We start from the raw sequence: 23,973 nt of genomic DNA on the forward strand, positions 1-23,973 counted from the left end.
GATGGCCCGCCCGGCGGGGGAGCGGACGGGCCGGTTGGGGCAGCCGGAGTCCGGTGCGGACTCCGGCCCGGAATTTTTAAAAATTCCGGCGCCCTGCGACTGGCTTATGCACCCGGGTTGCAGGCGCCGAGGTTGCCGCCGGCGAACATCGGGTGGTCCGGTGCGTATTCCACCTGGGCCCGCGGGGTAACCTCAACCACTTCCAGAAGGTCGAATTCCGAGGTCGGGTTCTCTTTGCCGCGCACCACCAGAACGTCCTTGAAACACTGATGGTCTTCAGCGCGGTAGAGGGTCGGGCCGTTGCCCATGCCGTCGAACTCAAACCCTTCCAGCGCTTTCGCGACGGCGCAGGGGTTGAAGCTGCCGGCACGCTCCACCGCGTCTGCATAAAGCAGGGTCTGCACATAGCAGGTGTGTGCGGCCTGGCTCGGCGGGAAACCGTATTTGGTGCCGAAGGATTTCACAAAGGCCTTGGAGCCTTCATCCTGCAGCGTCCAATGCCAGTTGGTGGAGCCATGGATGCCCTTGACGTTCTCGCCTGCACCCTTGGCCATCAGGCGGGAATAAAGCGGCACCACGATCTCGAAGTTCTTGCCGTTGACCACTTTTTCGCGCAGGCCGAACTGCACCGCGTTGGTCAGCGAGTTCACCATGTTGCCGCCATAGTGGTTCAGCACCAGCACGTCGGCGCCAGAGTTCAGGACCGGCGCGATGTAAGAGGAGAAGTCGGTGGCCGCCAGCGGGGTGCGGACCTTGTTCACGGTCTGCCAGCCCAGCGCCTCGGTGGCGGCGGCGATCGATTCTTCCTGGGTCCAGCCCCAAGTATAGTCAGCGGTCAGGTGATAGGCGATCCGGTCAGTGCCGTAGAGGTTCTTCAGCACCGGCGCCAGTGCTGCGCCCGACATGTAGCCGTTAAAGAAGTGTCGGAATCCGTTGGCCTTCTTGTCTTTGCCGGTGGTGTCGTTGGAGTGGGTGAGGCCGGCCATGAAGATAACACCTGCCTCCTGGCAGAGGCCCTGCACCGCGATGGCAACGCCTGAGGACGATCCGCCGGTGATCATCACCGCGCCGTCCTTCTCGATCATCGACTTGGCGGAGGCACGGGCGGCGTCCGATTTGGTCTGGGTGTCGCCGGTCACATACTCGACTTTTTTGCCGAGGATGCCGTTCCCCTGCAGCGCCTTGGAGCTGAAGGTGTTCATCATGCCGCCGTCGCCGCCGCCGTTCAGATGCTCAACGGCCAGCTCATAGGCGCGCAGTTCGTCTGCGCCTTCGTCGGCGTAGGGGCCGGTCTGGGGCACGTTGAAGCCCAGGGTGACGGTGCCGCCGGTCGGTTCATTGGTAAAGGCCGCGGCGGAAGAGGCGGTAAAGATGGTTGGCAGTGCCACACCGGCACCTGCAATTGCGCCGGTCTTAAGGACTCTGCGGCGTGATGCGTCAAATTTGGACATGTATTCCTCCCTGATATGATCGGTGCCTTGCAGCTCCTCACTTCTGCGCGGTACCAGCACTTTGCGTGCAAAATCAGTATGAGAGCGTCATGTAAACTCAGGCAATAAAACCCTTTTGGGGCTTGAAAATTCTGTAAAGAAATGAACAACTGGTTACGTGTTTCTGTAAACAAAGTTATTTTGCGTTGCAGAAAGCCGTTGAAAAGGAAGTGTTTTGGAAGGCCCGTCCGCATGGCACGCGACACACTCACCGGAAGCCGGATCCGCGAGCGCAGGCTCATCCTCGGGGTGCGCCAGGCCGAATTAGCGCGGGAGGCGGGGATATCGGCCTCTTATCTCAACCTGATTGAACACAACCGGCGCAGAATCGGCGGCAAATTGCTGGTTGATATCGCCGGTGTGCTGGGGGTGGAGCCCTCGATGCTGAGCGAGGGTGCGGAGGCGGCGCTGATCTCCACCCTGCGTGAGGCCGCGGCGGACAGTGGCGTGCCGGTGGCGGAGCTGGACCGGGCCGATGAATTTGCGGGCCGTTTTCCGGGCTGGGCTGAGGTTCTGGCGGCAGGCCACCGCCGCATCGCCACGCTGGAACGCACGGTCGAGACGCTCTCGGACCGGCTGGCGCATGACCCCAACCTGGCGGCCTCGGTGCATGAGGTGCTGTCGACCGCCGCCGCGATCCGCTCCACAGCGTCGATCCTGGCGGAAACCGGTGAATTGGAACCCGAGTGGCGGGACCGGTTTCACAAAAACCTGAACGAGGATTCGCTGCGGCTGTCGGAAAGCAGCCGCGCCCTCGTCAGTTTTCTGGACGAAGGGGATGCTGGTGAGGACCGCCGCGGAATGCCGCAGGAAGAGGCAGAAGCCTTCTTTCAAGACAACGGGTTCCATTTTCCGGCATTGGAGGATGGTTCAGCAGAGCCTGAGGAGCTGCTGGGGAACGCACCGGCGCTGGCAAGCGAGGCGGCACGCAGCCTGGCCCGGGCGGCGCTGGAACAGTACCAGGCCGATGCCCGGGTGATGCCGTTGAACGCGCTGGAGCGTGAACTGCAGTCCGCTGGGATTGCACCTGCGGCGCTGGCGCGCCGGTTCGGCTGCGGGCTGCCTGCGGTGCTGCGCCGCCTGGCCGCACTGCCGGAGGAGGTTCTGGGCCACGAAGCCGGGCTGGTGATCTGCGATGCCTCAGGCACCCTGCTGTTCCGCAAGCCCGTCACCGGGTTTGCCATGCCGCGCTTTGGCGCCTCCTGCCCGCTGTGGCCGCTCTATACCGCTCTGGTCAATCCGCATGTGCCGGTGCGGCGCAACGTGGTGCAGCAGGGGCGCAATACAGCTGCCTTTGACTGCCTGGCCGTGGCCTGGCCGCAGACCCAGCCGGATTTCGGCGAAGACCCCCTGTACCGCGCAGTGATGCTGATCCTGCCTGGTGCCAAGGATGCGCAAGATCCGCAGCCGGTGGGCGCCAGCTGCCGGATCTGCCCGCGCCGGGGCTGTAACGCGCGCCGTGAGCCATCGATCCTGAAGGAAGAGTTTTGACACTGGTGCAGGCCGGCGGCTAACCTGCGCAAAAATGAATGCGCGGCCCGGCGGGAGGCCAGGGACCGCGCTTGGAGGAAATTCTGCTGATGGGCAGGCATGTTGTTCTGATCGAGGATGAGCCGAATATCACCGAGGCGATCCGCTTTCTTCTGACCCGCGACGGCTGGAGCGTGGATGTGCATACCGATGGCGCCACTGCGGTGGAGGTGATCCGGGATGCCGATCCCGACCTGGTGATTCTGGATCTGATGCTGCCGGGCAAAAGCGGGCTGGAAATTGTGCGCGAACTGCGCGGCGGCGAGGGGATGAAGACCCTGCCGGTGCTGATGCTGACCGCCCGCGGCCAGATGCGGGACCGCGAAATGGCTGAGAAGGCGGGTGTCACCCGGTTCATGACCAAGCCGTTCTCCAACGCCGAAGTGCTGACAGCCGTGCGCGATCTGCACGCCCAGGCCGGGCAGGGATGACCCGGGACGGCGGCCACAAGGCGCAGACCGGCTCCCGCTCAGAGCGCCAGACCTACCGCCGCCGCCGCCTGATGGACATCGCCCGGCTGCTGCCGGTGCTGGGGGCGCTGCTGCTGGCGCTGCCGCTGTTGTGGCCCGAGGCCGCGTCCCATCCTGCCGGGCGCGGCGGCGTCAGCATGTCGGCGGCGATCATCTATGTCTTTGCGGTTTGGGCCGGCTTGATCGCGGCCTGTTTCGTGTTCAGTCTTGCCGTGCAGCGATGGGCGGACCATTGGACCGGCGGCGGGCCGGACGAGGGGCCGCCGCCGGACAGCGGAGCGGGCGATTGATGGCCTCGCTGAACCTGCTCGCCTTTGTCTGCCTGGCCTATGTGGCCTTTCTGTTTTTTATTGCCTTCTGGGCCGACCGGCTGGCCACCCGCGGACGCAGTGCCGCCTGGATGCGGTCGCCGCTGATCTACACCTTGTCACTGTCGGTCTATTGCACTGCCTGGACGTTCTATGGCGCCGTTGGATATGCGGCACGCTCAGGGCTGGAGTTCGTGACGATCTACCTGGGTCCGTCGCTGGTGATGATCGGCTGGTGGTGGGGCCTGCGCAAGCTGGTGCGGATCGGGCGCAGCCAGCGGATCACCTCCATTGCCGACCTGTTGTCGTCGCGCTATGGCAAATCGAACCTGCTTGCGGCCGGCGTCACCATTCTCGCGGTGATTGGCGTTACTCCGTATATTTCCCTGCAACTGCAATCTGTTACGCTGTCCTTTGCGATCTTTGCCGAGGCCGATCCGCTGCGCGGCTATAACGAAACCTCGACGGTGTTCTGGGTCGCTTCCGGGCTGGCGGTGTTCGCCATTCTGTTCGGAACCCGCAACCTGAACGCCAATGAGCGCCACCATGGCGTTGTCACCGCTGTGGCCCTGGAGGCGGTTGTCAAGCTGGCAGCACTGCTGGCCGTCGGGGTGTTTGTGGTTTGGGGCGTGGCTGGCGGGGTCGGTGAGACACTGGCCCGCATAGATGCCTCGCAGATCGGCCAATGGAATGTTGATGGCAGCCGCTGGGCTGCGGTCACCTTTCTGGCAGCAGCGGCGTTTGTCTGCCTGCCGCGGATGTTTCAGGTGATGGTGGTGGAAAATGAAGACGAACGCCACCTGAGGATCGCGTCCTGGGCGTTTCCGCTGTACCTGCTGCTGATCTCGATGTTCGTGGTGCCGATTGCCGCGGTGGGCCTGGATCTGATGCCTGCGGGGGCAAACCCCGACATGTTCGTGCTGACGGTGCCCCTGCAGCAGGGGCAGCAGGGGCTTGCGATGCTGTCCTTCCTGGGCGGGTTCTCCTCCGCCACCTCGATGGTGATCGTGGCAGCCATGGCGTTGTCGACGATGGTGTCGAACCACATTGTGATGCCGGTCTGGCTGCGGCTGCAAAGCCGTCAGGCGTCGGTCTCCGGCGATGTGCGCGACGTGGTGCTGCTGTCGCGCCGGGTGTCGATCGCGGTGATCATGGCGCTGGGATATTTCTACTACCACCTCTCTGGCGGCGCGGCGGCGCTGGCCGTGATCGGCCTGATCTCCTTTGCCGGGGTGGCGCAGATCCTGCCGGCGCTGGTCGGCGGGCTGTTCTGGCGCGGCGCCACCCGCAGCGGCGCCCTGGCCGGGCTGACCGTGGGGTTCGGCATCTGGCTTTATACCATGCTGCTGCCCGCCCTGGGCGGCGGGCTGCTGCCGGAGCATATCCTGCGCCATGGCCTCTTTGGTCTCAGCTGGCTGCGCCCTGAGGCGCTGTTCGGGATTGAAGGGATGGACCCGACGGTGCATGCGGTGATGTGGTCGATGAGCCTCAATGCGCTGGCGTTCTGCCTGGTGTCGCTGATGACGTTTCCCAGCCCGCTGGAACGGCTGCAGGGCGCCCAATTCGTCAACGTGTTTGACCATTCCGCAGGCCCGCGCGGCTGGACCGGATCGGTGGCGCAGTGCGAGGATCTGATGATCATGTCGCAGCGGATCCTGGGTGCTGCGGAGGCGCAGGCATTCTTTGAGCGCGAGCGGCTGCGCCAGGGCGGCCGCGGGCCGCTGCCGGAGCCGACACCCGCCTTTCTGGAACGGCTGGAACGCGAATTGAGCGCGTCGATCGGGGCCGCGGCGGCGCATGCGATGATCGGCCAGATCGCCGGCGGATCGTCGGTGTCTGTGGCGGATCTGCTGGCGGTTGCGGATGAGACGGCGCAGATGCTGGAGTATTCCAGCCGCCTGGAAGCGCAATCGGCGGAGCTGTCGGCAACTGCGCGCAAGCTGAGGGAAACAAACGAAAAGCTCACCCAGATTTCGGCGCAGAAAGATGCCTTCCTCAGCCAGGTCAGCCATGAGCTGCGGACGCCGATGACCTCAATCCGGGCATTTTCGGAGATCCTGCGCGACGACGGGCAGCTTGGTCCGCAGGAACAGCGCCACTATGCCGGTATCATTCACGATGAAACGCTGCGGCTGACCCGGCTGCTGAATGACCTGCTGGATCTTAGCGTGCTGGAAAGCGGGCAGGTCAGCCTTAACATGTCAGCAGGCACCCTGACCGAAGTGCTGGATCACGCGATAGCCGCGGCACTCGCGGGCTCAGAGCGGCCGCTCAGGGTCCGGCGCGACCCCGAGAGCGAGGGCTTCCGTATTTCTTCCGACCTCGACCGGTTGGCGCAGGTGTTTATCAACCTGATTGCCAATGCCCAGAAATACTGCGACGCAGAAGATCCGGAGCTGACGATATCAGCCAGCGCGGTGGCCGGGCGGCTGCAAATTGATTTTACCGACAACGGCGGCGGTGTTCCGGCGGATTCCCAGCAGATGATTTTTGAGAAATTCGCGCGCGTCAGCCCTGAACGGGCTGGCGGCGCGGGACTGGGCTTGGCAATCTGCCGCGAGGTCATGCAACGGCTTGGCGGTGATGTGTTTTATCTGCCGGGACGCAGCGGCGGCGCGTTCCGGGTTTCCCTGCCGGCAGCGGGCGAAAAGGCGGCGTAAACCCGGCCCTATACAGGAGTTGTTAACCCCCTTCCGGGTAAAACAGGGCAAACGGGACGCGCAAGGGGCAGGTTAAACAGCCTATGTCTGAAACAGAAGCAGCAGAGGCAGGCAGCAGCGGGCAGAGTGTGCTTGCACGCAAGCTGGCGGCGACCAAGGAAGGCGCCGGGGGGCTGACCAGTTCCCTGACCCTGAAGGCATTGCGCCGTTCGGTCGCACGCGCGGCCGCGGATCTGTGCGATCTGCCGATGGCGGTACTGGCCGCGCGCCAGTCCAACCGTTTGTCGGATGATCTGGCTGCGCAGCTGTCCGACAAGGATCTAATGGTGGTGCTGGATTGCCCGCATGGCCGCATGGGTGCTGCCTGTATGGATGCGGCCACTGTCACCGCTCTCATTCAAAAGCAAACTATCGGCGCGGTGATCGGCAAGGCGCCGGGTGAGCGCCATTACACCCCCACTGACGCCGCGATGACCGCGGAATTCCTGGAACGCACCTTTGCCAAGGTTGTTGCGATGCTGGACGGCCAGGCGGACCAGGCACTGTTTTCCGGCTACCGTTTCGGTGCGCAGGTCGAGACCGTGCGCAGCCTGGTGCTGGGGATGGAGGCTGATGATTACCGTGTCATCGAACTGAACATCGACCTGGCATGCGGCGCCATGCAGGGGGTGATGAAGCTGATTCTGCCGGAACCCACAGTAGAGGAGATGACCGGCGGGCAAAGCGGTGCCCCGGGGCCTTCGCTGGGCGCAAACCTCGATTCAATCCGGGCAGAGCTGTCTGCGGTCTTATGCAAGATGCCGGTGCCGCTGCGCAAATTCGCAGGCCTCAAGGTCGGTGATACGCTGGCGCTGGATTCGGCTTTTTTGTATGAAACGGACCTTCTGACAATTGGCGGAAAATCGGTTGCCAAGGGGCGCCTTGGCCAGATGAACGGCTCCCGCGCCGTGCGCCTGAATGTCTCCAATCCCGGCCATCGCAGCAGCAATGAGACAGACGCTATGGCCTTTTCTGAAAGCGGCGGAATGGAGGCGCTGCCAGGCAGCCCGCCGCCGCTTGATATGGGGATTGCGGCACAGGGGCTGCAGGACCCGATGGATGACATGGGCCTGCCCGCGCTGGATGGGCAGGCGGGGCTGGATGCGGCTGCCCTGGACCTGGGCGCTGACAGCGGCCTGCCCGCGCTCGGCGGTGACGGGCTTGGTGGCGAAATGGACCCCATGGGCATGCCCGCGCTCGAAGACGGGGATGCAATGAGCATGGACAGTCTCGGAGGCGGGCTGCCCGATCTGTCCGACCTGCCTGAACTCGCCGATCTGCCAGCGGATGACCTGGGTGATCTCCCGGCCGGGGATGCGCTTGATATTTCGCAGCTGGCGGGGCTGGACGGCGGGCTGCCCGAAAGCTGAGTCCTTCAGCTCTTTGAAAGACACCGCGCCAGGCCTGGCAGATGCGGCCGGAACTGCAGACGCCCCGGCTCCTTCAGCCGTTCAGCCGCCCGCCAGAGACTCCAGCGCCGGGCGCAATCCATCCAGCTGGTATCCCGCCGCCCCGGTTTTTTTCAAAATATCATCGGCCGCCAAATCACCGGCCTGGCTCAGCGCCCAAACTACAGAGCAGCGCGTGCCAGAGGCGCAGTAGGCTAGAACCGGCCCCTCACAGCCCTCGTACAGCTCTCGCTGCCGCGCCACATTGTCCGGTGTCATCGTCTGATGCGTGAGCGGCAGAAGCTCGAACCGAAGTCCCGCGGCCTCTGCGGCGGCGCGGATGGCTTCGGCCTGGTGGCTGGGGGGAACTTCCTCGTCCGGGCGGTTGCAGATCACCGTCTTGTAGCCGGCATCGGCAATGGCGGGCAGGTCCTCGGCAGAGATCTGCGGCGAGACCGAATAGCGGGGGGTAATTACGCGTGCATCCATGGGCTAAGTCTTTACGCGTTTGCCGTGGTCCGGTCCAGATGCCGGCTGAGCCTTGGGGCGGCCAACATGCCGCAGGCCATCGCGGCAAAGAACAAGACCCCCGGCCAGCCGTTGTAGCTGAGCGAGGCGATGGCAGGGCCGGGACACAGGCCCGCCAGCGCCCATCCGGCGCCAAACAGGATAGAACCCAAGATCAATCGCCGGTTCACATCCGCTTTCGGCGCCGCAGGAAAGCCGCCGCCGGCCACGGGCCTGCGCCCCTCCGCCAGCCGCCAGGCCAGCGCCATCGGCAGCAGCGCGCCGCCCATCACAAAGGCCAGCGCCGGATCCCAGTTGCCAAAGATATCCAGCCAGCCCTGCACCTTCGCCGTGTCAGTCATTCCCGACAGCATCAGTCCGGTGCCAAACAGCCCGCCTGCAAACAACGCCAGAACGATACGCAGCATCAGATCACCCCCAGAAGCTGGCGCAGAACCGCCAGTGTCAGTATCCCGGCCAGCATGAAGACGGCAGTGGCCGTAAGGCCGCGCAGGGACAGCCGGGAGATGCCGCAAACCCCGTGGCCGGAGGTGCAGCCGTTGGCCACCCGCGTGCCGATCCCCACCAGCAGGCCTGCGCTTATCAGCACTGCGGCATTACCGGTGACATGTGTGTCGGGTGCGTGCCCGGAAAGCAGGGTGATCAGCAGCGGCACCAGAACCACCCCGGCGATGAAGGCAATCCGCTCCGCCGCGGTGGACCTGCCGCTGCCATCCAGCAGACCGCCGAGGATGCCGCTGGCCCCCATGATGCGGCCGTTGCCCAATAGATAGACCGCGCCGCCGAGGCCGATCAGAAGCCCGCCGCCCAATCCCCAGATCCAATCCGCTTCCATGTCTGCCTGTCTCCTTGCCCGGTCAGAGCTTGTTGACCGGAATTTTCAGAAACACGTCGCCCTGTTCGTCCGGCTCCGGCATTTGGCCGGCGCGCATGTTGACTTGCAGCGACGGCAGGATCAGCCGCGGCATCCCCAGCGTCGCGTCCCGGGCGTCGCGCATTTCAACAAAATCCTCGATGCTGCGGCCGGCGCCGACATGCACGTTCAGCGCCTTCTGTTCGCCAACGGTGGTTTCCCATGCAAACTCGTCGCGCCCCGGCGCCTTGTAGTCGTGGCCGACAAACACGCGGGTTTCATCCGGCAGCGACAGGATTTTATGGATCGAGTTGAACAGATCCGCAGAGGAGCCGCCCGGAAAATCGCAGCGCGCGGTGCCAAAGTCGGGCATGAACAGCGTATCGCCGACAAAGGCCGCATCGCCGATCACATAGGTGAGGCAGGCAGGTGTATGGCCCGGCGTGTGCAGCACCTCGCCGCGCATCTGGCCGATCATGAAACTGTCGCCTTCGCGGAACAGCCGGTCGAACTGGCTGCCGTCGCGCTGGAACTCTGTGCCTTCATTGAACACCTTGCCGAACGTGTCCTGAACCACGGTAATCTGCGCGCCGATGCCGATTTTGCCGCCCATCTGGTTCTGCAGGTAGGGCGCCGCGGACAGGTGGTCGGCGTGGACATGGCTTTCCAGGATCCACTCAACCCGGAGGCCTGCTTCCTGTATCCACGCAGTGATCGCATCTGCCGATGCAGTACAGGTGCGCCCGGCTGCCTGGTCGTAGTCCAGAACCGAGTCGATAATGGCGCAGGCTGAGCCTTCGGGTTCGCGCACCACATAGGACACTGTGTTGGTCGCTTCGTCGAAGAAGGCTTTGACGGCGGGGGTCATTTCTTGCTCTCCCTTGGATCTGAGAAATCATATATAGATTTAAGAATATGTTTCAAGCAGGACGGCCCGGAAACTGCTGCCCGGTGAAATCATCGCAGCCGTCTGATTTGTGTCAAGGCGGGCCGCCGGGGCTCCGGACTATGCTGTGGCCGCGTATTTTCTTGGCAATACCGGAAGGAGAGCGGAAAAGATGCGCAAAAAACCGCCGGAGCGCTCGCCTTTTGCGGGCTTTCGTATTCCTGTTGCAAAATGCTGGCATAATCGCCGGGCTTAGGGAGGACTGCTTATGACAAGGGAAGATCTGCTGCACACTGTCGAGAACCTGGAAACACGGATCCGCACGGAAACAGGCTCAGCCCGCCTGGCCATGCGGCCTGAGTTTATCCGGCTATTGGACTACATGCGCCGGAACGGGGCAGAGGTTCCCGGCCGCCTGCGCCGGCTGGAAGCAGCGCTGTGCGAGGAAGCGGTCGAGGAGATGTTCGACAACGTGCCGGTCTAAGTCCAAACGGCCAGACAAGACAGAAGCGGCCTGGCGTCAGCCCAGAAAGATGCCCGCCATTACCAGCATCAGCCCCAGCACCGACAGCAGCAGGGCGCCCAGGTTGTAGGGCAGCACCGATTGCACCACTGCACGCAGGGCTTCGTCATCGAGGTTCCGGCGGCGGGCGCGCGCGACCCGGACAATGCACCAGACCAGCCCCAGAAGGCCGGCTACGGACACGGCGGCTCCGGCCCAGACGATGAGATCGAACATATGCGTGCTCCTGCGGGGTTCGTGCTGCGCCGCGCCTAACCGATCCGTTCCGCACGTGCAAGCTTTGCGCCCCTGATCATGGTGTTCATGGTGCCGGTTTTTGCCGCTCAGCGCCGCTTCGCCGCTTTCCCGTCTTGCGGCGCGGCGGGCAGGGCGCTATCCCCTTGCTCCGACAGCAATTGACAGCATGTGCCGACGGAGCCGCAGATGGATATCACCGAAGACGAAAAAAGCGAAAACTACCGCGTGACCGCTGGCGAGCTGCGCCAGTTCATCGAGCGGTTCGAGCGTCTGGACGAAGAGAAGAAAACCATCGCCGAGCAGCAAAAGGAAGTGATGGCCGAAGCCAAGGGACGCGGCTACGACACCAAGGTGATGCGCAAGATCATCGCCCTGCGCAAGCGCGACGAGAACGACATCGCCGAAGAAGAGGCGGTGCTGGAAATGTACAAGGAAGCCTTGGACATGAAATAAAAGCGCTTACACGTGCTTTTAAGGACAAGTTCTCGGTAAGAGGGCTCATGTCGACAGCTGGCCCGGAATAGCGTAGCCCTCAAATAGCGCAGCTTTTCCGGGCCAGCGGGCAACGAACACTCAAGTTATGTATTGAAGGATTCACCCTGCCTGCAACTCGCGACTAAGCGAGTACCACCGAGGAATGTCTGACGAGCTTGTAGAAGCAAAAAGGCAGATCCTCTCCTTAAGGCCAGCACTTTTGTTTTGGCGCCTTCAACGCCGGAAGAAGTAAGGTCTGCTCTAGATAGATCATTGCGTCAATTTTGGTTGTGATGTGGTCTTTGCTGGTTGGTACGGCTTCTTTAGTAAAGAGTTGGGACTGGATGGCGCGGGCAGCATTCCTACGACTGAAATAGGAGTCTGTCTGTTATGCCTATTCGAAGGTGTTGTTAAATGCGTGTCAGCATGGAGCGCTAACACTGCAGATTTAGAAGTATGATCGAAAAATAGACAAAAGAACGCCGTACACCGCTGCGGTAGGGCTCTAGAGAGCTTCCTGGGTTTCCTTCACACCCTGACACTCAGTCCCTTGGCTGATCCAACCTGAACTTAGGCTGATTTGGTGCCTTTCTGCTAACTTCCCATGTCCGTCCCAGAAATTGGGCCAAGACAGTGGCTTGCAAGTCGCAAGTGCTGGGGGGGGTACTAAGGCTCAAGCCGAATTCCCGTTGCAGATTTCGGGGTCCGAAAGCCGCTCGTAGGTTGGCCGCTGTGGCAGGTTGAATAATCCTGCCATGTTTAGGTAGGAGATTCGACTGGTATGCAGAGCTGGATCATGGCTTCGCGGTCGGCGTGTAGATCGTGTTGCTGATCTGCAACTGGCGCAGAGAATTTGTGAGAAGGTTCCGTCAACTACGCGGCCATGGCTACTCGAAAGATCAGCGTACTTGACCGAACCATTCTCCAACCTTGCAGTAGCAGGTATCGCCCAAGAGCACAGGCTCCTGACTTCTTTGGGCATACGTAATGCTGAAGGAAAGTGATACCGGGCAAGTTCAAATGGCACACCTTGTACGACCGAAAGACGAAGATCTTACCGAAGCTGGATTGTATGAGTTCGTCGGATCAAGCGTTGGTGTGGTTTGGTCACGTGATTGGAAACTCGAAGAAGAAGCAACCAATTACTTGAGATGGAAGGCGAATGGGCGTTGGTCCAAAGGAGCGCGCTCTCCTTTTGCTGCAGGACACCCGCTGTCAAAAAACACAATTCGTTCGATAGGAAGCGCGCTCATTAACTTCTTGGATTGGTGTGAAAGCCGGCATGTGGATTGGAGGGTACTATGCTATCAGCATCTTCTCGATAGTTATCAGGGGCAGATGCAAGACGGAAAGTGGAATATGAAGATAAAGGGTGTTCCTCTAGCTGCAAGCACGATCAACTCCCGCATGAATACGGTTTGTGATTTTTTGTGCTTCGCTTCCGCCTTGGGGCTGAGAAAAAAATTTGAAACTCCGACTACTAAGTCGAATGCCCGCGATCGCGAAGGACGAAGGTATAGAGCGAGGATTGGAACGCTACGTGCCCATCCTGAAGAGTTGAGACTCCCTACCGTTGAAGAGCTTCAGGCTTGGAGCCGTGGAGTTTACGAGAAATACGGGCAAACCGCTGCGCTAATGGTGAGAACTGCAATAAGTGTTGGCCTGAGACCTTCAGAAGTAGTCTCTCTACAAATGAGCCAACTACCAGCGATCCCAAGGGAGCCAGGGAGGTTAACAGCCAGACTTAGACTTAAATATGGAACCAAGGGCCACCGAAGACGCGGAGATTCCAACCTAGAAGGAAAGCACAGGATAGTGCGTGTTCCAGTCGATCTTCTTTGCGATTTGCACTCGTACTCAAGATTACGGCGCCGTTTGGCTTTAAGGCGTTTTCGCATGCAAAGCCCTTTGGAAAACTTGCCAAAGCAGCTCTTCTTGACGGAAACAAGGGGGCGAGCCTTTAGTTATGACTGGTTCTATCGAATTTGGTCCGTTCCCGACCATTGCCGTACAGGGGGTTTAGTCCTCATCTTGCTCGTCATATTTGGGCCTGCTTTACTTTGCAGGAAAAACTCAGGGAACATCTTGAGCTTTCAGTTGGGCTGACTGGGCCTCTGGGAAACGTTGCGCGCGAAATGCATGGAACGTTGATTCAGATGTATATCCAGCCTCAACTTGGCCACATGAGTGAGGCGACCACCGAGTCATACTTAAACTGGATTGTAGGTGCAGTGGAAGTTCATCCGGCTATCAATGATTGGGTGGGATATTTAAATGGTTAGGAAGTTTTCTAAATCATTATCTCGTAGTGATGATGAGAAGTTGGATTTAAAGGCTGGAGCCAGGGTCATCCCGTTTGACCGGAACAGGAACCCTCTCAGGTTCTACTATAGCGTTCAGCGCGGTGACAACTATTTGGTGGACCTAACAAAATACGGAAATGGTTGCTTGGATACCGGTTTGGTAGGGTTTCCTGAATTAATATTGGAGCTTCTTCCATACTTCCTCGAATATCTCAGGAGCGATCAGCGCACAAAAGAAGCCATTAAGACCTGGCGTATCAGACACTTTGATTATCTGTTCAAGTGGCTTTCTGAAGAAAGAGCTAGCGGTAAACATGTTTCCTCGTCTGTAGAGGAATTTTCGAGCGAAGATGGGCAGTTGTTCAAGGAGTACCTCCTTCGCAATGAGATATCAGAGGCCGTGAACATACTTAACTGCGCGCACAAATTGATTTCACAAGCTCGAAATGCGGAGTCTACGTCCTTGCATTGGCCAACCGTGGCTCGGGTAAAGGGAAAAGGTGCTAGGCCCGAGCTCAACTCACTGGCATTCAAAAAGATATATGAAGCCTGCAAAAGAATACTGGACGAAGCAGATCGGTCACATAGGACACAGGCGGAAGATCTTGAGAAGGCGAAAGGGAAGTTTGAAGAGTTTGGGTGTGTTGCGATTAATCAACAAGATTTTGAATTGAGGCCTTATTACGCGAGATCGTATGTGGAATATATGCGTAGCAAAATAGTGGGTGGGGGGAGCTATAGTGATGACGAAAAGAGAAGGCTTCTCCGTTATTTCGCCAAGGTGAACTGTACTCGGCCCAATGGGTTTGTTGGGGCGACATTTTCTGATCGCCTTTGCCTATATTCTCCATCATCAATTGAGGTCTGTGCGGCAATTCTGATTGTGAGCATGGAAACGGGATGGATTGATGCGGTTTCTGGTATTAACCTTCAGGAAAAGTGGTATGAGTTCAAAAACGGAAGTGAAAATTCGTCCGGAGATAAGTTGAGCACCGTTTTTCTCTTTTCTACCCGCCCTAAAACGTCAAAGCGCGTGTATGCAACAGGGAAGGCTGGACCGAAGTTTCGAAGCTTTCGAACGATTAGTGAACTGGTTTCTAGATCGGAGCCCATGAGGCAGATGTTGCGGGAGCGTCAGTCATTGCTGGAAGGAGTACCTGCAACAAGATTGGTTCAAGAGGAACTTGCGAAGATTGAGGCTCGATTGTCTTCACCTTGGATATATTTCGTTCACAACCAAGGAGTGGGCGTGAATAGTGTCGGTTGGCAACCTATTCCGCAAATAATGAACGACAATTTGCACTTGATCAAAAAAAGGGCAATCAGGACTATGCATGCCCACAAGGATGCCGATCAACTAGAAGAAAAAATTCTGTCAGTTCGATGGAAGGATTGCCGCAATGCCTTTGCAGAGCACCTGTTCAAAAAAAGTGATAGGAATTTGTACGTTGTGAAGAAGGGGTTGGGCCATAGCTCTGTTCAGACAACTAGAGGGTATCTTAATCAAAACAACGTAATTCGAGAGCATTACGAAATAGCGCGCAAAGTTATTTCTTTTGCATTAGAAGAGGTTGAGAGTGGCAACTCTGTTGATCCCACCGTTTTGTTTTTGTCTGCTAACTATGAAGACTTTGGAGAAGAAGACCGAAAGCGCTTATTTGAATTTCGATCCCGCCTGGGCATGGGGTGCCGGAACCCCCGAAAGCCAGACGAGAGACTTTGGCCGGATCATCCGGAAGACCAGCTCTGTTTGGTGCAGAGATGCGTGCTTTGTAAACATGGAATTGTGTTCAAGGGAGCCTGGGAAGGCTTGGCAATCCGTCACGCCGAACTGCTTCATATCCGAAGCAATACTGCTCCCAACAGATGGTTAATCTCTTCGTTCAATTGGGAGCTAGAGGCTATCGATTTGCTCAAATCGAGGTATTTTCAAGACGTAGCCGAGGCCTTTGAAGAGAGATCTTTGGAACACCTTTCAAACTTGACGTCTGGAAAGGCCGTTCTGTTTGATGATCCTTCCCTAGGAGGGTTCTGAGTGAGAAAATCGTCCAGTCCATTTAGCAGAAACCGAGCAATCCTTCAAAATAGGCGAGGGGCACCCGAGCTGTGTAATGCGTGGTCTCTGCCGTGGAAAGAACTGAAGAAGTACGAGATATCACCAGTATCCGTTGATGCAGATGGGCAAATCAGTGATGAGTTTTCAACGATTGCAGAAGACGACGTTTGGGCTGTTCCGAAGCACTTGTTGCCCCCTGGAAAACGACAGAGGAACCTTCAGGTAATTGATTTCCAGAATGCTGTTCCTAAAGGATTCTCGTCCAAACAAGCAGAAGGATTGAAACGGCGGCTTAAGCGGTTGGCGATTTTAAATAAAACTCAAACTGTTAGGTTGAATGGCAGAGTTCGACAACCAGGTGCTGTTTCAACGTGGGTTCATCAAACCAAGCTTTTGTTGTTAGCGGCTCGATTTTCTCTGGAAAATTTTTCACCCGGTCAAAGAAAGTCCGCCTGTCCTGATGGTCCGACAGTTTTTGCAAGCTTGTCTCCTTCCCAAATACAAACTCTTCGGGAGAAACACACATCATGGATGTGGAACAGTGTCTTCTACCTGAATGCCTTTTTTGACAACAACCTGTTTGATGACTGGCCTGCCTCCGATGTTGCAAAGCCTGAGTTCAAGAAAAAGAAAGGAAAAAAATCGGGAGACCCGTTCTCCGATGAGGCGGTCACAGAAATTGTTCGTGCCTCTCTTTGGTTGTCGAGTATTCAACCTGATGTTATGAAGGCTTACCGGTCAATCAGTCAGGTCAAGTGTGATGAGAAGGGGCGGTATGGCAAGAATTTTCTCAATAAATTTATAAGTCGCTTGGTTGGAACTTGGGAGTCTGATCGATTAGTTGTGGGTGACCCGTTTCCAGCTAGTATATACATTAGTGGCGCGGGTAAGAGAGTGAAAAAATTCACGCGCTGGCCTTTAGATACGCTTCATGGAATTTTCGCTTTGCTAAGTCTTTGCCAGACAGCAAATGCAGTAGTCCTTCTGATGACGGGAATGCGATATCAGGAGCTAATTTCTCTAAAGCTGGAGTGCTTAAAAAACTCGGAGGGAGGGTGTTTTCTCGAGGGAAGGGAGTTCAAGTCTTCGGATTCGGTTCTTGGTCAGTGGAGAAATTGGCCCCTTTCTAATCTGGCAAGTCGAGCAGTTGAGCGCCAGCAGGCCTTTGCTCGTGCCTTCGGATCCGGCGATAGTTTGTGGGTTTCTTTGAAGAGTAGAGAAACTGGGGAAGAGCTTCCGAAGTTGGATGTGCAGCTGACTTTGTTCGGTGCGAGGGTCGGATCGATCAACGGTCGCAAACTGGAAGAAATTAACGGCAGAATAACGCCGCACAGGTTTCGCTATACAGTTGCGCGATTGATAGCACTTTCCATTATGAATTATAGTCAGGTTCTCTTCGATTTACTTGGGCATGAAGATCAGGAAACAACTCTTGGGTATGCTCACCGTGATAGCGAGTTTTTTGAGGATATAGAGCGTATTAAGAGAGAGGTGAGGGCGGTCAGAGAAGGGGAAATAGTAACCCAAATTGATGAGTTGGGAGGGAAGAGCGGTGCAATGTTGCGTCTGCGAAAGTCTGAGATGAAGACTAGGCTGGGCAGAAATGACTTGGGAAGCGATGATCTTAGTGAACTTGTACCTCTTTTAGGCGATTTTGAAATGGTGGATCCGGGCGTAGTATGCACTGCTCAAGATTTTGAGCGAGGAGCGTGTTCGACCCAACTTGGTCTGCGAGATGTTGGAAGCTGTTCGCCCAAGTGTATTCACAGGCTTGAATTAGCTGCAGCAAGGAAGAGAAGAAAAGAAAAGCACAAATACTTCTCCGATATTCTGAAGGGAGGGCAGCTGAACGATTTGGAGAGGCGTTTCTATATTCGGCAGTTCATTGTTAATATGGCGGCTAGTGCAGATTTGTTAGGGTTGGTGAAAAGAGATGCTTGGGCGATTGATGTTTTGAAAGGCGCAGATGCCGCTTTGTGGGAGGATTTGGGAACTAAGGTCGCTACTTTCATAAGAGAACTGTAGGGGGGAGGGGCGTCTTTTGAATGAAAACTTCAAGAAAATGGTTGAGGCCAAGGTTGCCCGGAAGATTGAAACGAGAAACCGCATCAAAGCCGCAGTTAAAGTAATTGAATCTGAGCTGAAGGCTCATGGAGTCTATCCAGAAAACAGAGGGAGGCTTACAATACGAGAGGTGTGTCGCAGGGCGGGGGTCGGGGATACGACCCTTCGCAACCAGCATCATAAAGATACGCGCGACGCACTAAAGGACTGGCTTTCAAAAGTCCGTAAGGCTTCTTCCGAGAAAGTGGAGGATCCCAAGAAAGTGGCGACGCAGAGGGTTAAGGACCTTGAGAATAAGGTGGAAATGATGAGTGTGGAGGTGCTGAAAATTCTTGCCGAGAAGGAAGCCTTATTGGCAGAATGTGAAAGAATGAGACGAGAGAATTTGTCACGCTTTGCAGAAAGGTGACGGATGATCTTTGCCGTTGTCCAGCTGTTGATACGTTCTCCACGCTGGCAACTTGCCTGCTGCGACGGGGGAGCATTCGTTGTTAATTGCGCTGACTCTATTTCCGTAGTCTTAGGGGGCAGTTCTTCAAGGCGATCCTTCGTATTGGCCTGGGGCATTGGTCTGCTACACAGTTGAACTGATCGCTGTGGTGCAGAAGTGTAAAACTTCAGACTTGATCTGACGGACACCTCAGCTTTCTGTGCTGAGAATGGCTTGCTGGCTGTCCGATGTCTCGGAAGCTCTGATTGTCTTGTCCCTGGCAATATGTAGCGTTTCGCGGAAGGTCTGCATAGGCGTCTTGCCATAGCAGTATCTTCCCGAATGCGGCCGCTGCTCGTTGTATTTGGCCAGCCAGGCGTCCAGGTCCACCTGCAACTCCTCCACCGAGCGGTAGAGCTTCTTGCGAAAGGCGATGTCGTAGAACTCGTCCTTGATGGTCCGGTGGAAGCGTTCGTAGATGCCGTTGGTCTGCGGGCTGTTCGCCTTGGTCCTGGTGTGATCCACGTCCTCGACGGCCAGGTAAAGCTGATAGGCATGGTTCTCGACCTTGCCGCAATATTCGATGCCGCGGTCCGTCAGGATGCGCAGCAGGCTGATGTCGTGTTCGGCAAAGAAAGGAATAACCCTGTCATTCAGCAGGTCGGCGGCAGTGATCGCCGCCTTCTCGGTATAGAGCTTGCAGGCCGCCACCCGCGCATAGGTGTCGATGAAGGTCTGCTGGTAGATGCGGCCCACGCCCTTCATCGTGCCCACGTAATAGGTGTCTTGGCTGCCGAGGTAGCCCGGATGGTGGCTCTCGATCTCGCCGTGCGCCTCCTTTTTCTGCTGGGCATTTTCCAGCGCGGCCATCTGCGCCTCGGTGAGCAGGATGCCGTCCTGGACGGCACGGGCCTCCAAGGCCTTCAACCGCTTCTTCATGGTCTCCAGATCGTTCCGGAGCCAGATCGAGCGGACGCCGGAAGACGACACTATGATGCCCTGCTTCTGAAGTTCCCAGGAGGCGCGCTTCTGCCCTAGCGCCGGGTTTTCAATCGCCAGTTCGATCACCGCCCGTTCGACATGCTCCGGCACCCGGTTCTTCAGGATCGGCTTGCGGCGGCTGAGATCCATCAGCGCCTGCTCGCCGCCCTGTTCGTAGAGCTCCTTGAAGCGGTAGAATCTGTCCCGGCTGTATCCCATTACCTTGCAGGCCTGCGAAACGCTGCCGAGCTGCTTGGCAAGCTCCAGCAGCCCCAGCTTCGGTTTGATGATCTTGTCCTGAATGCTCGTCATTGATCGACACTGCATGCTTGCGCTCCAGAAGAGCAGAAATGTCAGTTCAAGTCCCGTGTTCTACACCTGAAGCAGAAGGTGTCCGGCTCGGTCTCTTGTCTGTGAAAATACATAAAGTGAAGCCTGACAGAAGGGTTATTGGTGAGGGCAGCTGCTCCTGATCGGTCTTTACTCTAAACTCAAGGAGCGCTTAGCGCAGGTTATAGGTCAAGAAGCCCCCATGTCCCTGGTCTCAAAGAACTCAGCATGCGACGGGTGTCGAAAGCCTCACTTCGACCTAGACCGATAAGCCTGTTCGATCTTTAGCGCAAACTCTGCAAGGCTCAGCCCTAAGCCGTCACAGATCAGGCCAATTGTCTCCAGCTTTGGCTGGTAGCGACTTGTCTCCAAATACGAAATGTACCTGGCACTCACCTTGCTTCGGCGAGCCAGCTCTTCCTGAGACAGTTCCTGGGCAGTTCTTTCGTTTAGCAACGCCTTGGCAAAGGCCCACAGAAGGCGTTCTTTATTTAGTTTTGCCATGCGGCGAACATTCACTCAACCTAGGTGTTCGTCCACGAAGTACTCTATGAATCTCCGAATTTTTTTTGTACCCTGCGGAGGTATATCCGGGACTTAGGAGGACGAGAGAGATCACATGGGAGAGGACCAAAGGTCGCTAGATAGCCAGTTGGATCAACTTGCTGAGAAGATTGAAGCTCGGGTTCTTGATAGGCTTGCGCACAGGCACAGCCTTCTGCCTCCCTTGACGGAGAGGCCAACCATTGCTGAAAGGGAAAACAAGAGGGGCAGACCTAGATCCAAGTATCAGGTTCAGCTTCACCTGCAAGTTCTGGAAGAAGACAAAAAATGGTTCATGGAAACCGCCCAGGCCTATGAAGTGCAGAATGGAAAACTGTTTTCCCACCTTCGTGCTCTTCATGAAAAGCACGAGCAGTCTTGACGACGTCTATTAAAAGAAGGTTTGCGACTTGGGAACTAGTCCATGCGGTTGTTCGCCCGGACGTGGCAACGCTGCGGCCGGGCTGGTCGAAGCAGACTCTGTCTCAGGCTCAGTAGCACGCGGGTTCGGCCTCTTGATTGCTTGATAACCGCAGCTATCCTTGGGCAAAGGATAGGAATGATGAGAAACAAACAAGATCATCCTGCTGAAGATGAGATGGTGCACATTCAATTCCGTGTGGCGGCGTCGCGGGCTGAGGAATTCAACCAGCTGGTGCTCAATCAGTACGGATTGAAGCATGGCGGTAAAACGAAAATGTTTCTAGATCTGATTGACGAATATCAGAAAACTCAGAAAATTATGCGTTTGCGTGCCGAGATAGAGCAGCTAGAGCGGAAAGAGTAAGATTCATCCTCGATGCGGAACTGTGCTTCAGCCAAAATGGCATCACAAAGAGCCTGCAAGGCTATTGAGGGCTGCTGTCCAAATGGTGTGGAACAATGTTCCGGAAGCATCGCTCCAACGGAACTGGTGAGCGGTGCCCCGACTAGCAAGTCATCAGCACGGTGGCTTTCAGATTGGCTTGCGTGAACAACTGTATCGATTGACCGAACCACCCGACTTTGCGTACGATGCGAAGCATGACTTACGCCTTCTATACGCTGCAACGAATATCCGCCTGATCTGAGATCGGAAAGCGGAAGCGGCGTAGTGCGGGACGGGTCTTATACCCCCAGTAGCTCCAGATCAGAGTGTACCCCCGGGTGCAAATCCCGGCGTTTCCACCAAGATTCATTGGAGGAAAGAGGTATGTCACGAGACGAATTGAGAAGCGCGACCGCTCGAGAGCTCTTGCAGGAGATCAGTTCCCGTTTGAGGGAAACACACTCAGATCCTGCCGGCTTCATCTGGTCAAGATTGTTCCCGGACATTCAGTATGAGCCGTCCAACCAGGAGCACCGCAAGCTGGTGGAAGCAGCGACAGATTGGTTCGAAGCTGAGCTGGCCCTGCTTCATCGCTCGTTAAATGCAGATCGCCCATTTGGCGTCGATGACGCGACCTCCTTGCTGCGTGACCGCGTGAATTACATCGAAAAATCAATGTCTCCTCCAAAGCGTAGTGCTTCTGGGAGTGGGCGTGATGACGGCTGAGGAGCGTGTAATCATCAAGATGCTCGTGGCATGGTCCGAAAGCCCCAAGTACGCCCGAAGCTGGCTGATAAAGAAGCACGACGCATTCAACGGTAGACGGCCAATTGACTTCTGTAACTGTGGTGAGGTGTTTCGCGTAGCTCGTTACATTCGAGACTTGAAACACGAAGCTTGGAAGATGTGAACTGTACCGCTGCTATGGGCTAGGATGGGTTCGAGTCCCAAGAGGCAATCAGTCCAGGCCGACAAGCGCCCCCATGCAAGGTAAGGCACGGGCTCAACCGGCGGTGTCGTGCTTGGCGTAGACGAGATTGCCCCTAGCATCAAGGCCAACTCCGCGGCCGAGTGATTGGCGTCGGCCAAAGAAATCTTCTTCAGCTTCCGTCGGACGCCCCATCTTTTCGGTGAATGTATGCAGCCACGCATCCTCCTCTTCATCATGCGGTCGTGTGGAGGCATGATTGCCTTCGAGCACGGTGGAGATGCGGGCGTAGTCGAAACTGCCGGAGCGCTCGATGGCCCGGCCAATTTTCAGCCAGTGGGTAATCTGACCAGCCAATGAGCGGCCACTCAGTTGTGCTTCACGGCGGACCAATTCCATGATGTCATCGGCAAGTTTTACGGATTGAGCCATATTCGACACCTGAACTGATTAATGGGCAGCGACAGGTCATCTTAGCCCCAAAATTTGGTCGTCGTCACTTTGGTTAAACTCGGCTGGGGCGGCGGGCGGGAAGCAGGAGTGTAGATGTAGAACACCCGACTTGATCTGCTTGCACCTAATCGGGAGACCCTGGTCAGATTTCCACCTCGGTGAGGGCCAGCAGGCGCTCTTTGATGCCACCTTCAATCATGTTGGTAGCTTGGTGTAACGCCTCTGACCACATCGGTCCCTGTTGAAAAGCCTCGTTCCAAACACGCTGAAGTTCATATGGCCGATCTTCGAGCAGCACTTCGATGAGCACTTGGGCTTGAGCCAAGTCTTTGCGGGTCTTGGCCTGGCTCTGGGCTAAGCCCTTGTGCAGGCGAGACACGATAAGCTTATGCACGGCGTAGCGCTCTGGCGCAGGCACATTGATCGGAACACCGATGCCGTGAAGGGCAACTGCGTTGATTGCCCCTTTGATGAGGAAACCATGACAAAGGTTGATCTCGCCATTATCCTGGATCGATTTTCGCTCTGCTACACGGCCGCTGCGCTCAGAGCCCGCAAGAGGGCGCAGGATACAGACAGAGAACTCTTCCTGAGTTTCAGAGCCGAGCACATACTTCAGGGACCTCGTGCTGTCGCACGCTGAAGGCGCAACTCGAAACCTATCGTCAACAATGTGCAGGTGGGGCAGCAGATCATCCTCAATCGGATCATCGACGTAGATAGAGATTGATCGGGGTTCGGCTGAATCGAAAGTTTGGGCAATCCTCTTGTTGAAACGAACGCCCAGCATCGGACCGTAGGCCTGGAACGCGAGGGTGCCAGCGACGACGGCCTGCAGACGGGATACGCCCGCTTCACAGAGAACCGAAAGAACTTTGCTGCTCATGGCATCTGGCGCCGGCAGCCCTGCCGCTCTCAGCGCGCGGATCATCGAGATGCGGTCCTTGCGGATGCGCTTGAGGTCGCGCAACTCATCCACTCGCTGACGCACAGCGCCGGTGTCGGGGCCAAGATAGAGGTCCTTACGTGAACCAGTTCCAACGGGAGAAGTCTTGAAATACCAGTAATCGCGACCTTTCAGGGACCGCTTGTAAGGCGTGCCGCCAGCTTCGAGCAACTCTGCGTACGAGCCGCCCCAACTTCGGTCGACCATTTCAGCATAGAGCGTCTGAAGTGACACGGGCAGCCATTCGACCAAGGTCTTGCTCCCTTAAGCGACAAAAGGTTCCAGACAAAAATTAGAAAGTGTCTGTAACACATATTTCTACGAGTTTCGAATGTAAGCACCAAACGGAGCGCAACCATCTTGCGGCACCGACGAATCCTCATTACCCCAGTTGAAGTGCTACGGCGTTTGAACCGGGGAAGTGATATGAGTGACGAAACGGTTCTGCAGTCTTGGCAAAAACTGCATGATTGCATCCTGGCAGCGCTGATTGCACACGGATCTGATCGCGCCGTCAAAGATTTTGAGAGTTGGTTTGCGCTGGAGGAGAAGACAGTTCCTGCGCCAGCAATCCTTCACGTCTCCGTTGGCCTGGATGGGTTAAAAGTTGGTTATCAAGGCGCAGACGATGCTGTTGATAGATTGATGCGTGCAATGACGAATGTCAGTTGTGATGATTGACTGTGTGCTGGGGACGATCTGACGGGCGCGGTTTGATTGATCGTGTAAGAAGGCCTTAGAAGCA

The 23,973-nt window shown here is 57.0% G+C and carries 24 protein-coding genes; 14 read left to right on the top strand and 10 right to left on the bottom strand.

Features of this window, described 5'->3' with window-relative positions:
• Window positions 1-104: 104 nt before the first annotated feature.
• On the bottom strand, window positions 105-1,451 hold the full coding sequence (locus AC5STB_RS15410; protein ID WP_495443684.1) for a substrate-binding protein: 1,347 nt from the start codon (window positions 1,449-1,451) through the stop codon (window positions 105-107).
• Between the two features lie 231 nt (window positions 1,452-1,682).
• Here AC5STB_RS15410 and AC5STB_RS15415 point away from each other — a divergent pair, with 231 nt between their 5' ends.
• The 5 genes from AC5STB_RS15415 to AC5STB_RS15435 all read left to right on the top strand — a co-directional run bounded on the left by AC5STB_RS15415 (window position 1,683) and on the right by AC5STB_RS15435 (window position 7,867).
• On the top strand, window positions 1,683-2,981 hold the full coding sequence (locus AC5STB_RS15415; RefSeq protein WP_495443685.1) for a helix-turn-helix domain-containing protein: 1,299 nt from the start codon (window positions 1,683-1,685) through the stop codon (window positions 2,979-2,981).
• 89 nt (window positions 2,982-3,070) lie between these two features.
• Window positions 3,071-3,451, top strand: coding sequence for a response regulator transcription factor (locus AC5STB_RS15420; protein ID WP_495443686.1), 381 nt, complete (start codon window positions 3,071-3,073; stop codon window positions 3,449-3,451).
• Window positions 3,448-3,780: a hypothetical protein gene (locus tag AC5STB_RS15425; protein WP_495443687.1), complete on the top strand. Its 333-nt coding sequence runs from the start codon at window positions 3,448-3,450 to the stop codon at window positions 3,778-3,780. Before AC5STB_RS15420 ends, AC5STB_RS15425 begins: the two co-directional genes overlap by 4 nt.
• Window positions 3,780-6,458, top strand: a complete 2,679-nt coding sequence (locus tag AC5STB_RS15430) for an ATP-binding protein (protein WP_495443688.1) — start codon at window positions 3,780-3,782, stop codon at window positions 6,456-6,458. The genes AC5STB_RS15425 and AC5STB_RS15430 overlap by 1 nt, the downstream gene beginning before the upstream one ends.
• An 83-nt stretch (window positions 6,459-6,541) precedes the next feature.
• On the top strand, window positions 6,542-7,867 hold the full coding sequence (locus tag AC5STB_RS15435; RefSeq protein ID WP_495443689.1) for a FliM/FliN family flagellar motor C-terminal domain-containing protein: 1,326 nt from the start codon (window positions 6,542-6,544) through the stop codon (window positions 7,865-7,867).
• 81 nt (window positions 7,868-7,948) lie between these two features.
• Here the strand turns inward: AC5STB_RS15435 and AC5STB_RS15440 are convergent, their stop codons facing one another.
• From AC5STB_RS15440 to AC5STB_RS15455, 4 genes are read right to left on the bottom strand one after another with little or no spacing between them, the layout of a single operon-like run.
• On the bottom strand, window positions 7,949-8,374 hold the full coding sequence (locus AC5STB_RS15440; protein ID WP_495443690.1) for a protein tyrosine phosphatase family protein: 426 nt from the start codon (window positions 8,372-8,374) through the stop codon (window positions 7,949-7,951).
• A gap of 11 nt (window positions 8,375-8,385) precedes the next feature.
• Window positions 8,386-8,820, bottom strand: a complete 435-nt coding sequence (locus AC5STB_RS15445; RefSeq protein ID WP_495443691.1) for a DUF6691 family protein — start codon at window positions 8,818-8,820, stop codon at window positions 8,386-8,388.
• Window positions 8,820-9,248, bottom strand: coding sequence for a YeeE/YedE family protein (locus AC5STB_RS15450; protein ID WP_495443692.1), 429 nt, complete (start codon window positions 9,246-9,248; stop codon window positions 8,820-8,822). Before AC5STB_RS15450 ends, AC5STB_RS15445 begins: the two co-directional genes overlap by 1 nt.
• 22 nt (window positions 9,249-9,270) lie before the next feature.
• Window positions 9,271-10,134, bottom strand: a complete 864-nt coding sequence (locus AC5STB_RS15455) for an MBL fold metallo-hydrolase (protein WP_495443693.1) — start codon at window positions 10,132-10,134, stop codon at window positions 9,271-9,273.
• Between the two features lie 286 nt (window positions 10,135-10,420).
• Between AC5STB_RS15455 and AC5STB_RS15460 the strand changes: the two genes are divergently transcribed.
• Entirely contained in the window at window positions 10,421-10,636 is a 216-nt protein-coding gene (locus AC5STB_RS15460) for a hypothetical protein (protein ID WP_495443694.1), read from the top strand.
• 36 nt (window positions 10,637-10,672) lie between these two features.
• On the opposite strand, the gene AC5STB_RS15465 is transcribed toward AC5STB_RS15460, so the two are convergent.
• Window positions 10,673-10,891 (bottom strand): hypothetical protein, encoded by a 219-nt coding sequence (locus tag AC5STB_RS15465; protein ID WP_495443695.1) that lies wholly within the window; start codon window positions 10,889-10,891, stop codon window positions 10,673-10,675.
• Window positions 10,892-11,098: 207 nt separating this feature from the next.
• Between AC5STB_RS15465 and AC5STB_RS15470 the strand changes: the two genes are divergently transcribed.
• From AC5STB_RS15470 to AC5STB_RS15485, 4 genes are all read left to right on the top strand, one after another.
• On the top strand, window positions 11,099-11,365 hold the full coding sequence (locus AC5STB_RS15470; RefSeq protein WP_475051459.1) for a DUF2312 domain-containing protein: 267 nt from the start codon (window positions 11,099-11,101) through the stop codon (window positions 11,363-11,365).
• A gap of 2,295 nt (window positions 11,366-13,660) precedes the next feature.
• On the top strand, window positions 13,661-15,724 hold the full coding sequence (locus AC5STB_RS15475) for a hypothetical protein (RefSeq protein WP_495443696.1): 2,064 nt from the start codon (window positions 13,661-13,663) through the stop codon (window positions 15,722-15,724).
• Window positions 15,725-17,770: a tyrosine-type recombinase/integrase gene (locus AC5STB_RS15480; protein WP_495443697.1), complete on the top strand. Its 2,046-nt coding sequence runs from the start codon at window positions 15,725-15,727 to the stop codon at window positions 17,768-17,770.
• A gap of 37 nt (window positions 17,771-17,807) precedes the next feature.
• Window positions 17,808-18,218 (top strand): hypothetical protein, encoded by a 411-nt coding sequence (locus tag AC5STB_RS15485; RefSeq protein ID WP_495443698.1) that lies wholly within the window; start codon window positions 17,808-17,810, stop codon window positions 18,216-18,218.
• 231 nt (window positions 18,219-18,449) lie between these two features.
• Here AC5STB_RS15485 and AC5STB_RS15490 read toward each other — a convergent pair whose 3' ends face one another.
• Together AC5STB_RS15490 and AC5STB_RS15495 are read right to left on the bottom strand one after the other, a co-directional pair.
• Complete coding sequence (locus tag AC5STB_RS15490; protein ID WP_495443699.1) at window positions 18,450-19,532, bottom strand: IS481 family transposase; 1,083 nt, start codon at window positions 19,530-19,532, stop codon at window positions 18,450-18,452.
• A 267-nt stretch (window positions 19,533-19,799) separates the two neighbouring features.
• On the bottom strand, window positions 19,800-20,054 hold the full coding sequence (locus tag AC5STB_RS15495) for a helix-turn-helix domain-containing protein (protein WP_495443700.1): 255 nt from the start codon (window positions 20,052-20,054) through the stop codon (window positions 19,800-19,802).
• A 115-nt stretch (window positions 20,055-20,169) separates the two neighbouring features.
• Here AC5STB_RS15495 and AC5STB_RS15500 point away from each other — a divergent pair, with 115 nt between their 5' ends.
• The 3 genes from AC5STB_RS15500 to AC5STB_RS15510 all read left to right on the top strand — a co-directional run bounded on the left by AC5STB_RS15500 (window position 20,170) and on the right by AC5STB_RS15510 (window position 21,627).
• The gene (locus AC5STB_RS15500) at window positions 20,170-20,475 is read left to right on the top strand and encodes a hypothetical protein (RefSeq protein ID WP_495443701.1); all 306 of its coding nucleotides are present in this window, start codon (window positions 20,170-20,172) and stop codon (window positions 20,473-20,475) included.
• Window positions 20,476-20,655: 180 nt separating this feature from the next.
• Entirely contained in the window at window positions 20,656-20,880 is a 225-nt protein-coding gene (locus AC5STB_RS15505) for a hypothetical protein (protein ID WP_495443702.1), read from the top strand.
• A 405-nt stretch (window positions 20,881-21,285) separates the two neighbouring features.
• On the top strand, window positions 21,286-21,627 hold the full coding sequence (locus AC5STB_RS15510; RefSeq protein ID WP_495443703.1) for a hypothetical protein: 342 nt from the start codon (window positions 21,286-21,288) through the stop codon (window positions 21,625-21,627).
• A 277-nt stretch (window positions 21,628-21,904) separates the two neighbouring features.
• Here the strand turns inward: AC5STB_RS15510 and AC5STB_RS15515 are convergent, their stop codons facing one another.
• Window positions 21,905-22,261, bottom strand: a complete 357-nt coding sequence (locus AC5STB_RS15515; RefSeq protein ID WP_495443704.1) for a TA system antitoxin ParD family protein — start codon at window positions 22,259-22,261, stop codon at window positions 21,905-21,907.
• Window positions 22,262-22,424: 163 nt separating this feature from the next.
• The gene (locus tag AC5STB_RS15520; RefSeq protein ID WP_495443705.1) at window positions 22,425-23,480 is read right to left on the bottom strand and encodes a GSU2403 family nucleotidyltransferase fold protein; all 1,056 of its coding nucleotides are present in this window, start codon (window positions 23,478-23,480) and stop codon (window positions 22,425-22,427) included.
• Window positions 23,481-23,654: 174 nt separating this feature from the next.
• On the opposite strand from AC5STB_RS15520, the gene AC5STB_RS15525 reads away from it, so the two are divergent.
• Window positions 23,655-23,909 (top strand): hypothetical protein, encoded by a 255-nt coding sequence (locus AC5STB_RS15525; RefSeq protein WP_495443706.1) that lies wholly within the window; start codon window positions 23,655-23,657, stop codon window positions 23,907-23,909.
• Window positions 23,910-23,973: the final 64 nt, after the last annotated feature.

This window comes from Leisingera sp. CC-HEC093, assembly GCF_059429195.1.

Coding starts and splice junctions, on each gene's coding strand:
- AC5STB_RS15410 (WP_495443684.1), bottom strand. CDS start 1,451: ATGTCCAAATTTGACGCATCACGCCGCAGAGTCCTTAAGACCGGCGCA.
- AC5STB_RS15415 (WP_495443685.1), top strand. CDS start 1,683: ATGGCACGCGACACACTCACCGGAAGCCGGATCCGCGAGCGCAGGCTC.
- AC5STB_RS15420 (WP_495443686.1), top strand. CDS start 3,071: ATGGGCAGGCATGTTGTTCTGATCGAGGATGAGCCGAATATCACCGAG.
- AC5STB_RS15425 (WP_495443687.1), top strand. CDS start 3,448: ATGACCCGGGACGGCGGCCACAAGGCGCAGACCGGCTCCCGCTCAGAG.
- AC5STB_RS15430 (WP_495443688.1), top strand. CDS start 3,780: ATGGCCTCGCTGAACCTGCTCGCCTTTGTCTGCCTGGCCTATGTGGCC.
- AC5STB_RS15435 (WP_495443689.1), top strand. CDS start 6,542: ATGTCTGAAACAGAAGCAGCAGAGGCAGGCAGCAGCGGGCAGAGTGTG.
- AC5STB_RS15440 (WP_495443690.1), bottom strand. CDS start 8,374: ATGGATGCACGCGTAATTACCCCCCGCTATTCGGTCTCGCCGCAGATC.
- AC5STB_RS15445 (WP_495443691.1), bottom strand. CDS start 8,820: ATGCTGCGTATCGTTCTGGCGTTGTTTGCAGGCGGGCTGTTTGGCACC.
- AC5STB_RS15450 (WP_495443692.1), bottom strand. CDS start 9,248: ATGGAAGCGGATTGGATCTGGGGATTGGGCGGCGGGCTTCTGATCGGC.
- AC5STB_RS15455 (WP_495443693.1), bottom strand. CDS start 10,134: ATGACCCCCGCCGTCAAAGCCTTCTTCGACGAAGCGACCAACACAGTG.
- AC5STB_RS15460 (WP_495443694.1), top strand. CDS start 10,421: ATGACAAGGGAAGATCTGCTGCACACTGTCGAGAACCTGGAAACACGG.
- AC5STB_RS15465 (WP_495443695.1), bottom strand. CDS start 10,891: ATGTTCGATCTCATCGTCTGGGCCGGAGCCGCCGTGTCCGTAGCCGGC.
- AC5STB_RS15470 (WP_475051459.1), top strand. CDS start 11,099: ATGGATATCACCGAAGACGAAAAAAGCGAAAACTACCGCGTGACCGCT.
- AC5STB_RS15475 (WP_495443696.1), top strand. CDS start 13,661: ATGGTTAGGAAGTTTTCTAAATCATTATCTCGTAGTGATGATGAGAAG.
- AC5STB_RS15485 (WP_495443698.1), top strand. CDS start 17,808: ATGGTTGAGGCCAAGGTTGCCCGGAAGATTGAAACGAGAAACCGCATC.
- AC5STB_RS15490 (WP_495443699.1), bottom strand. CDS start 19,532: ATGACGAGCATTCAGGACAAGATCATCAAACCGAAGCTGGGGCTGCTG.
- AC5STB_RS15495 (WP_495443700.1), bottom strand. CDS start 20,054: ATGGCAAAACTAAATAAAGAACGCCTTCTGTGGGCCTTTGCCAAGGCG.
- AC5STB_RS15500 (WP_495443701.1), top strand. CDS start 20,170: ATGGGAGAGGACCAAAGGTCGCTAGATAGCCAGTTGGATCAACTTGCT.
- AC5STB_RS15505 (WP_495443702.1), top strand. CDS start 20,656: ATGAGAAACAAACAAGATCATCCTGCTGAAGATGAGATGGTGCACATT.
- AC5STB_RS15510 (WP_495443703.1), top strand. CDS start 21,286: ATGTCACGAGACGAATTGAGAAGCGCGACCGCTCGAGAGCTCTTGCAG.
- AC5STB_RS15515 (WP_495443704.1), bottom strand. CDS start 22,261: ATGGCTCAATCCGTAAAACTTGCCGATGACATCATGGAATTGGTCCGC.
- AC5STB_RS15525 (WP_495443706.1), top strand. CDS start 23,655: ATGAGTGACGAAACGGTTCTGCAGTCTTGGCAAAAACTGCATGATTGC.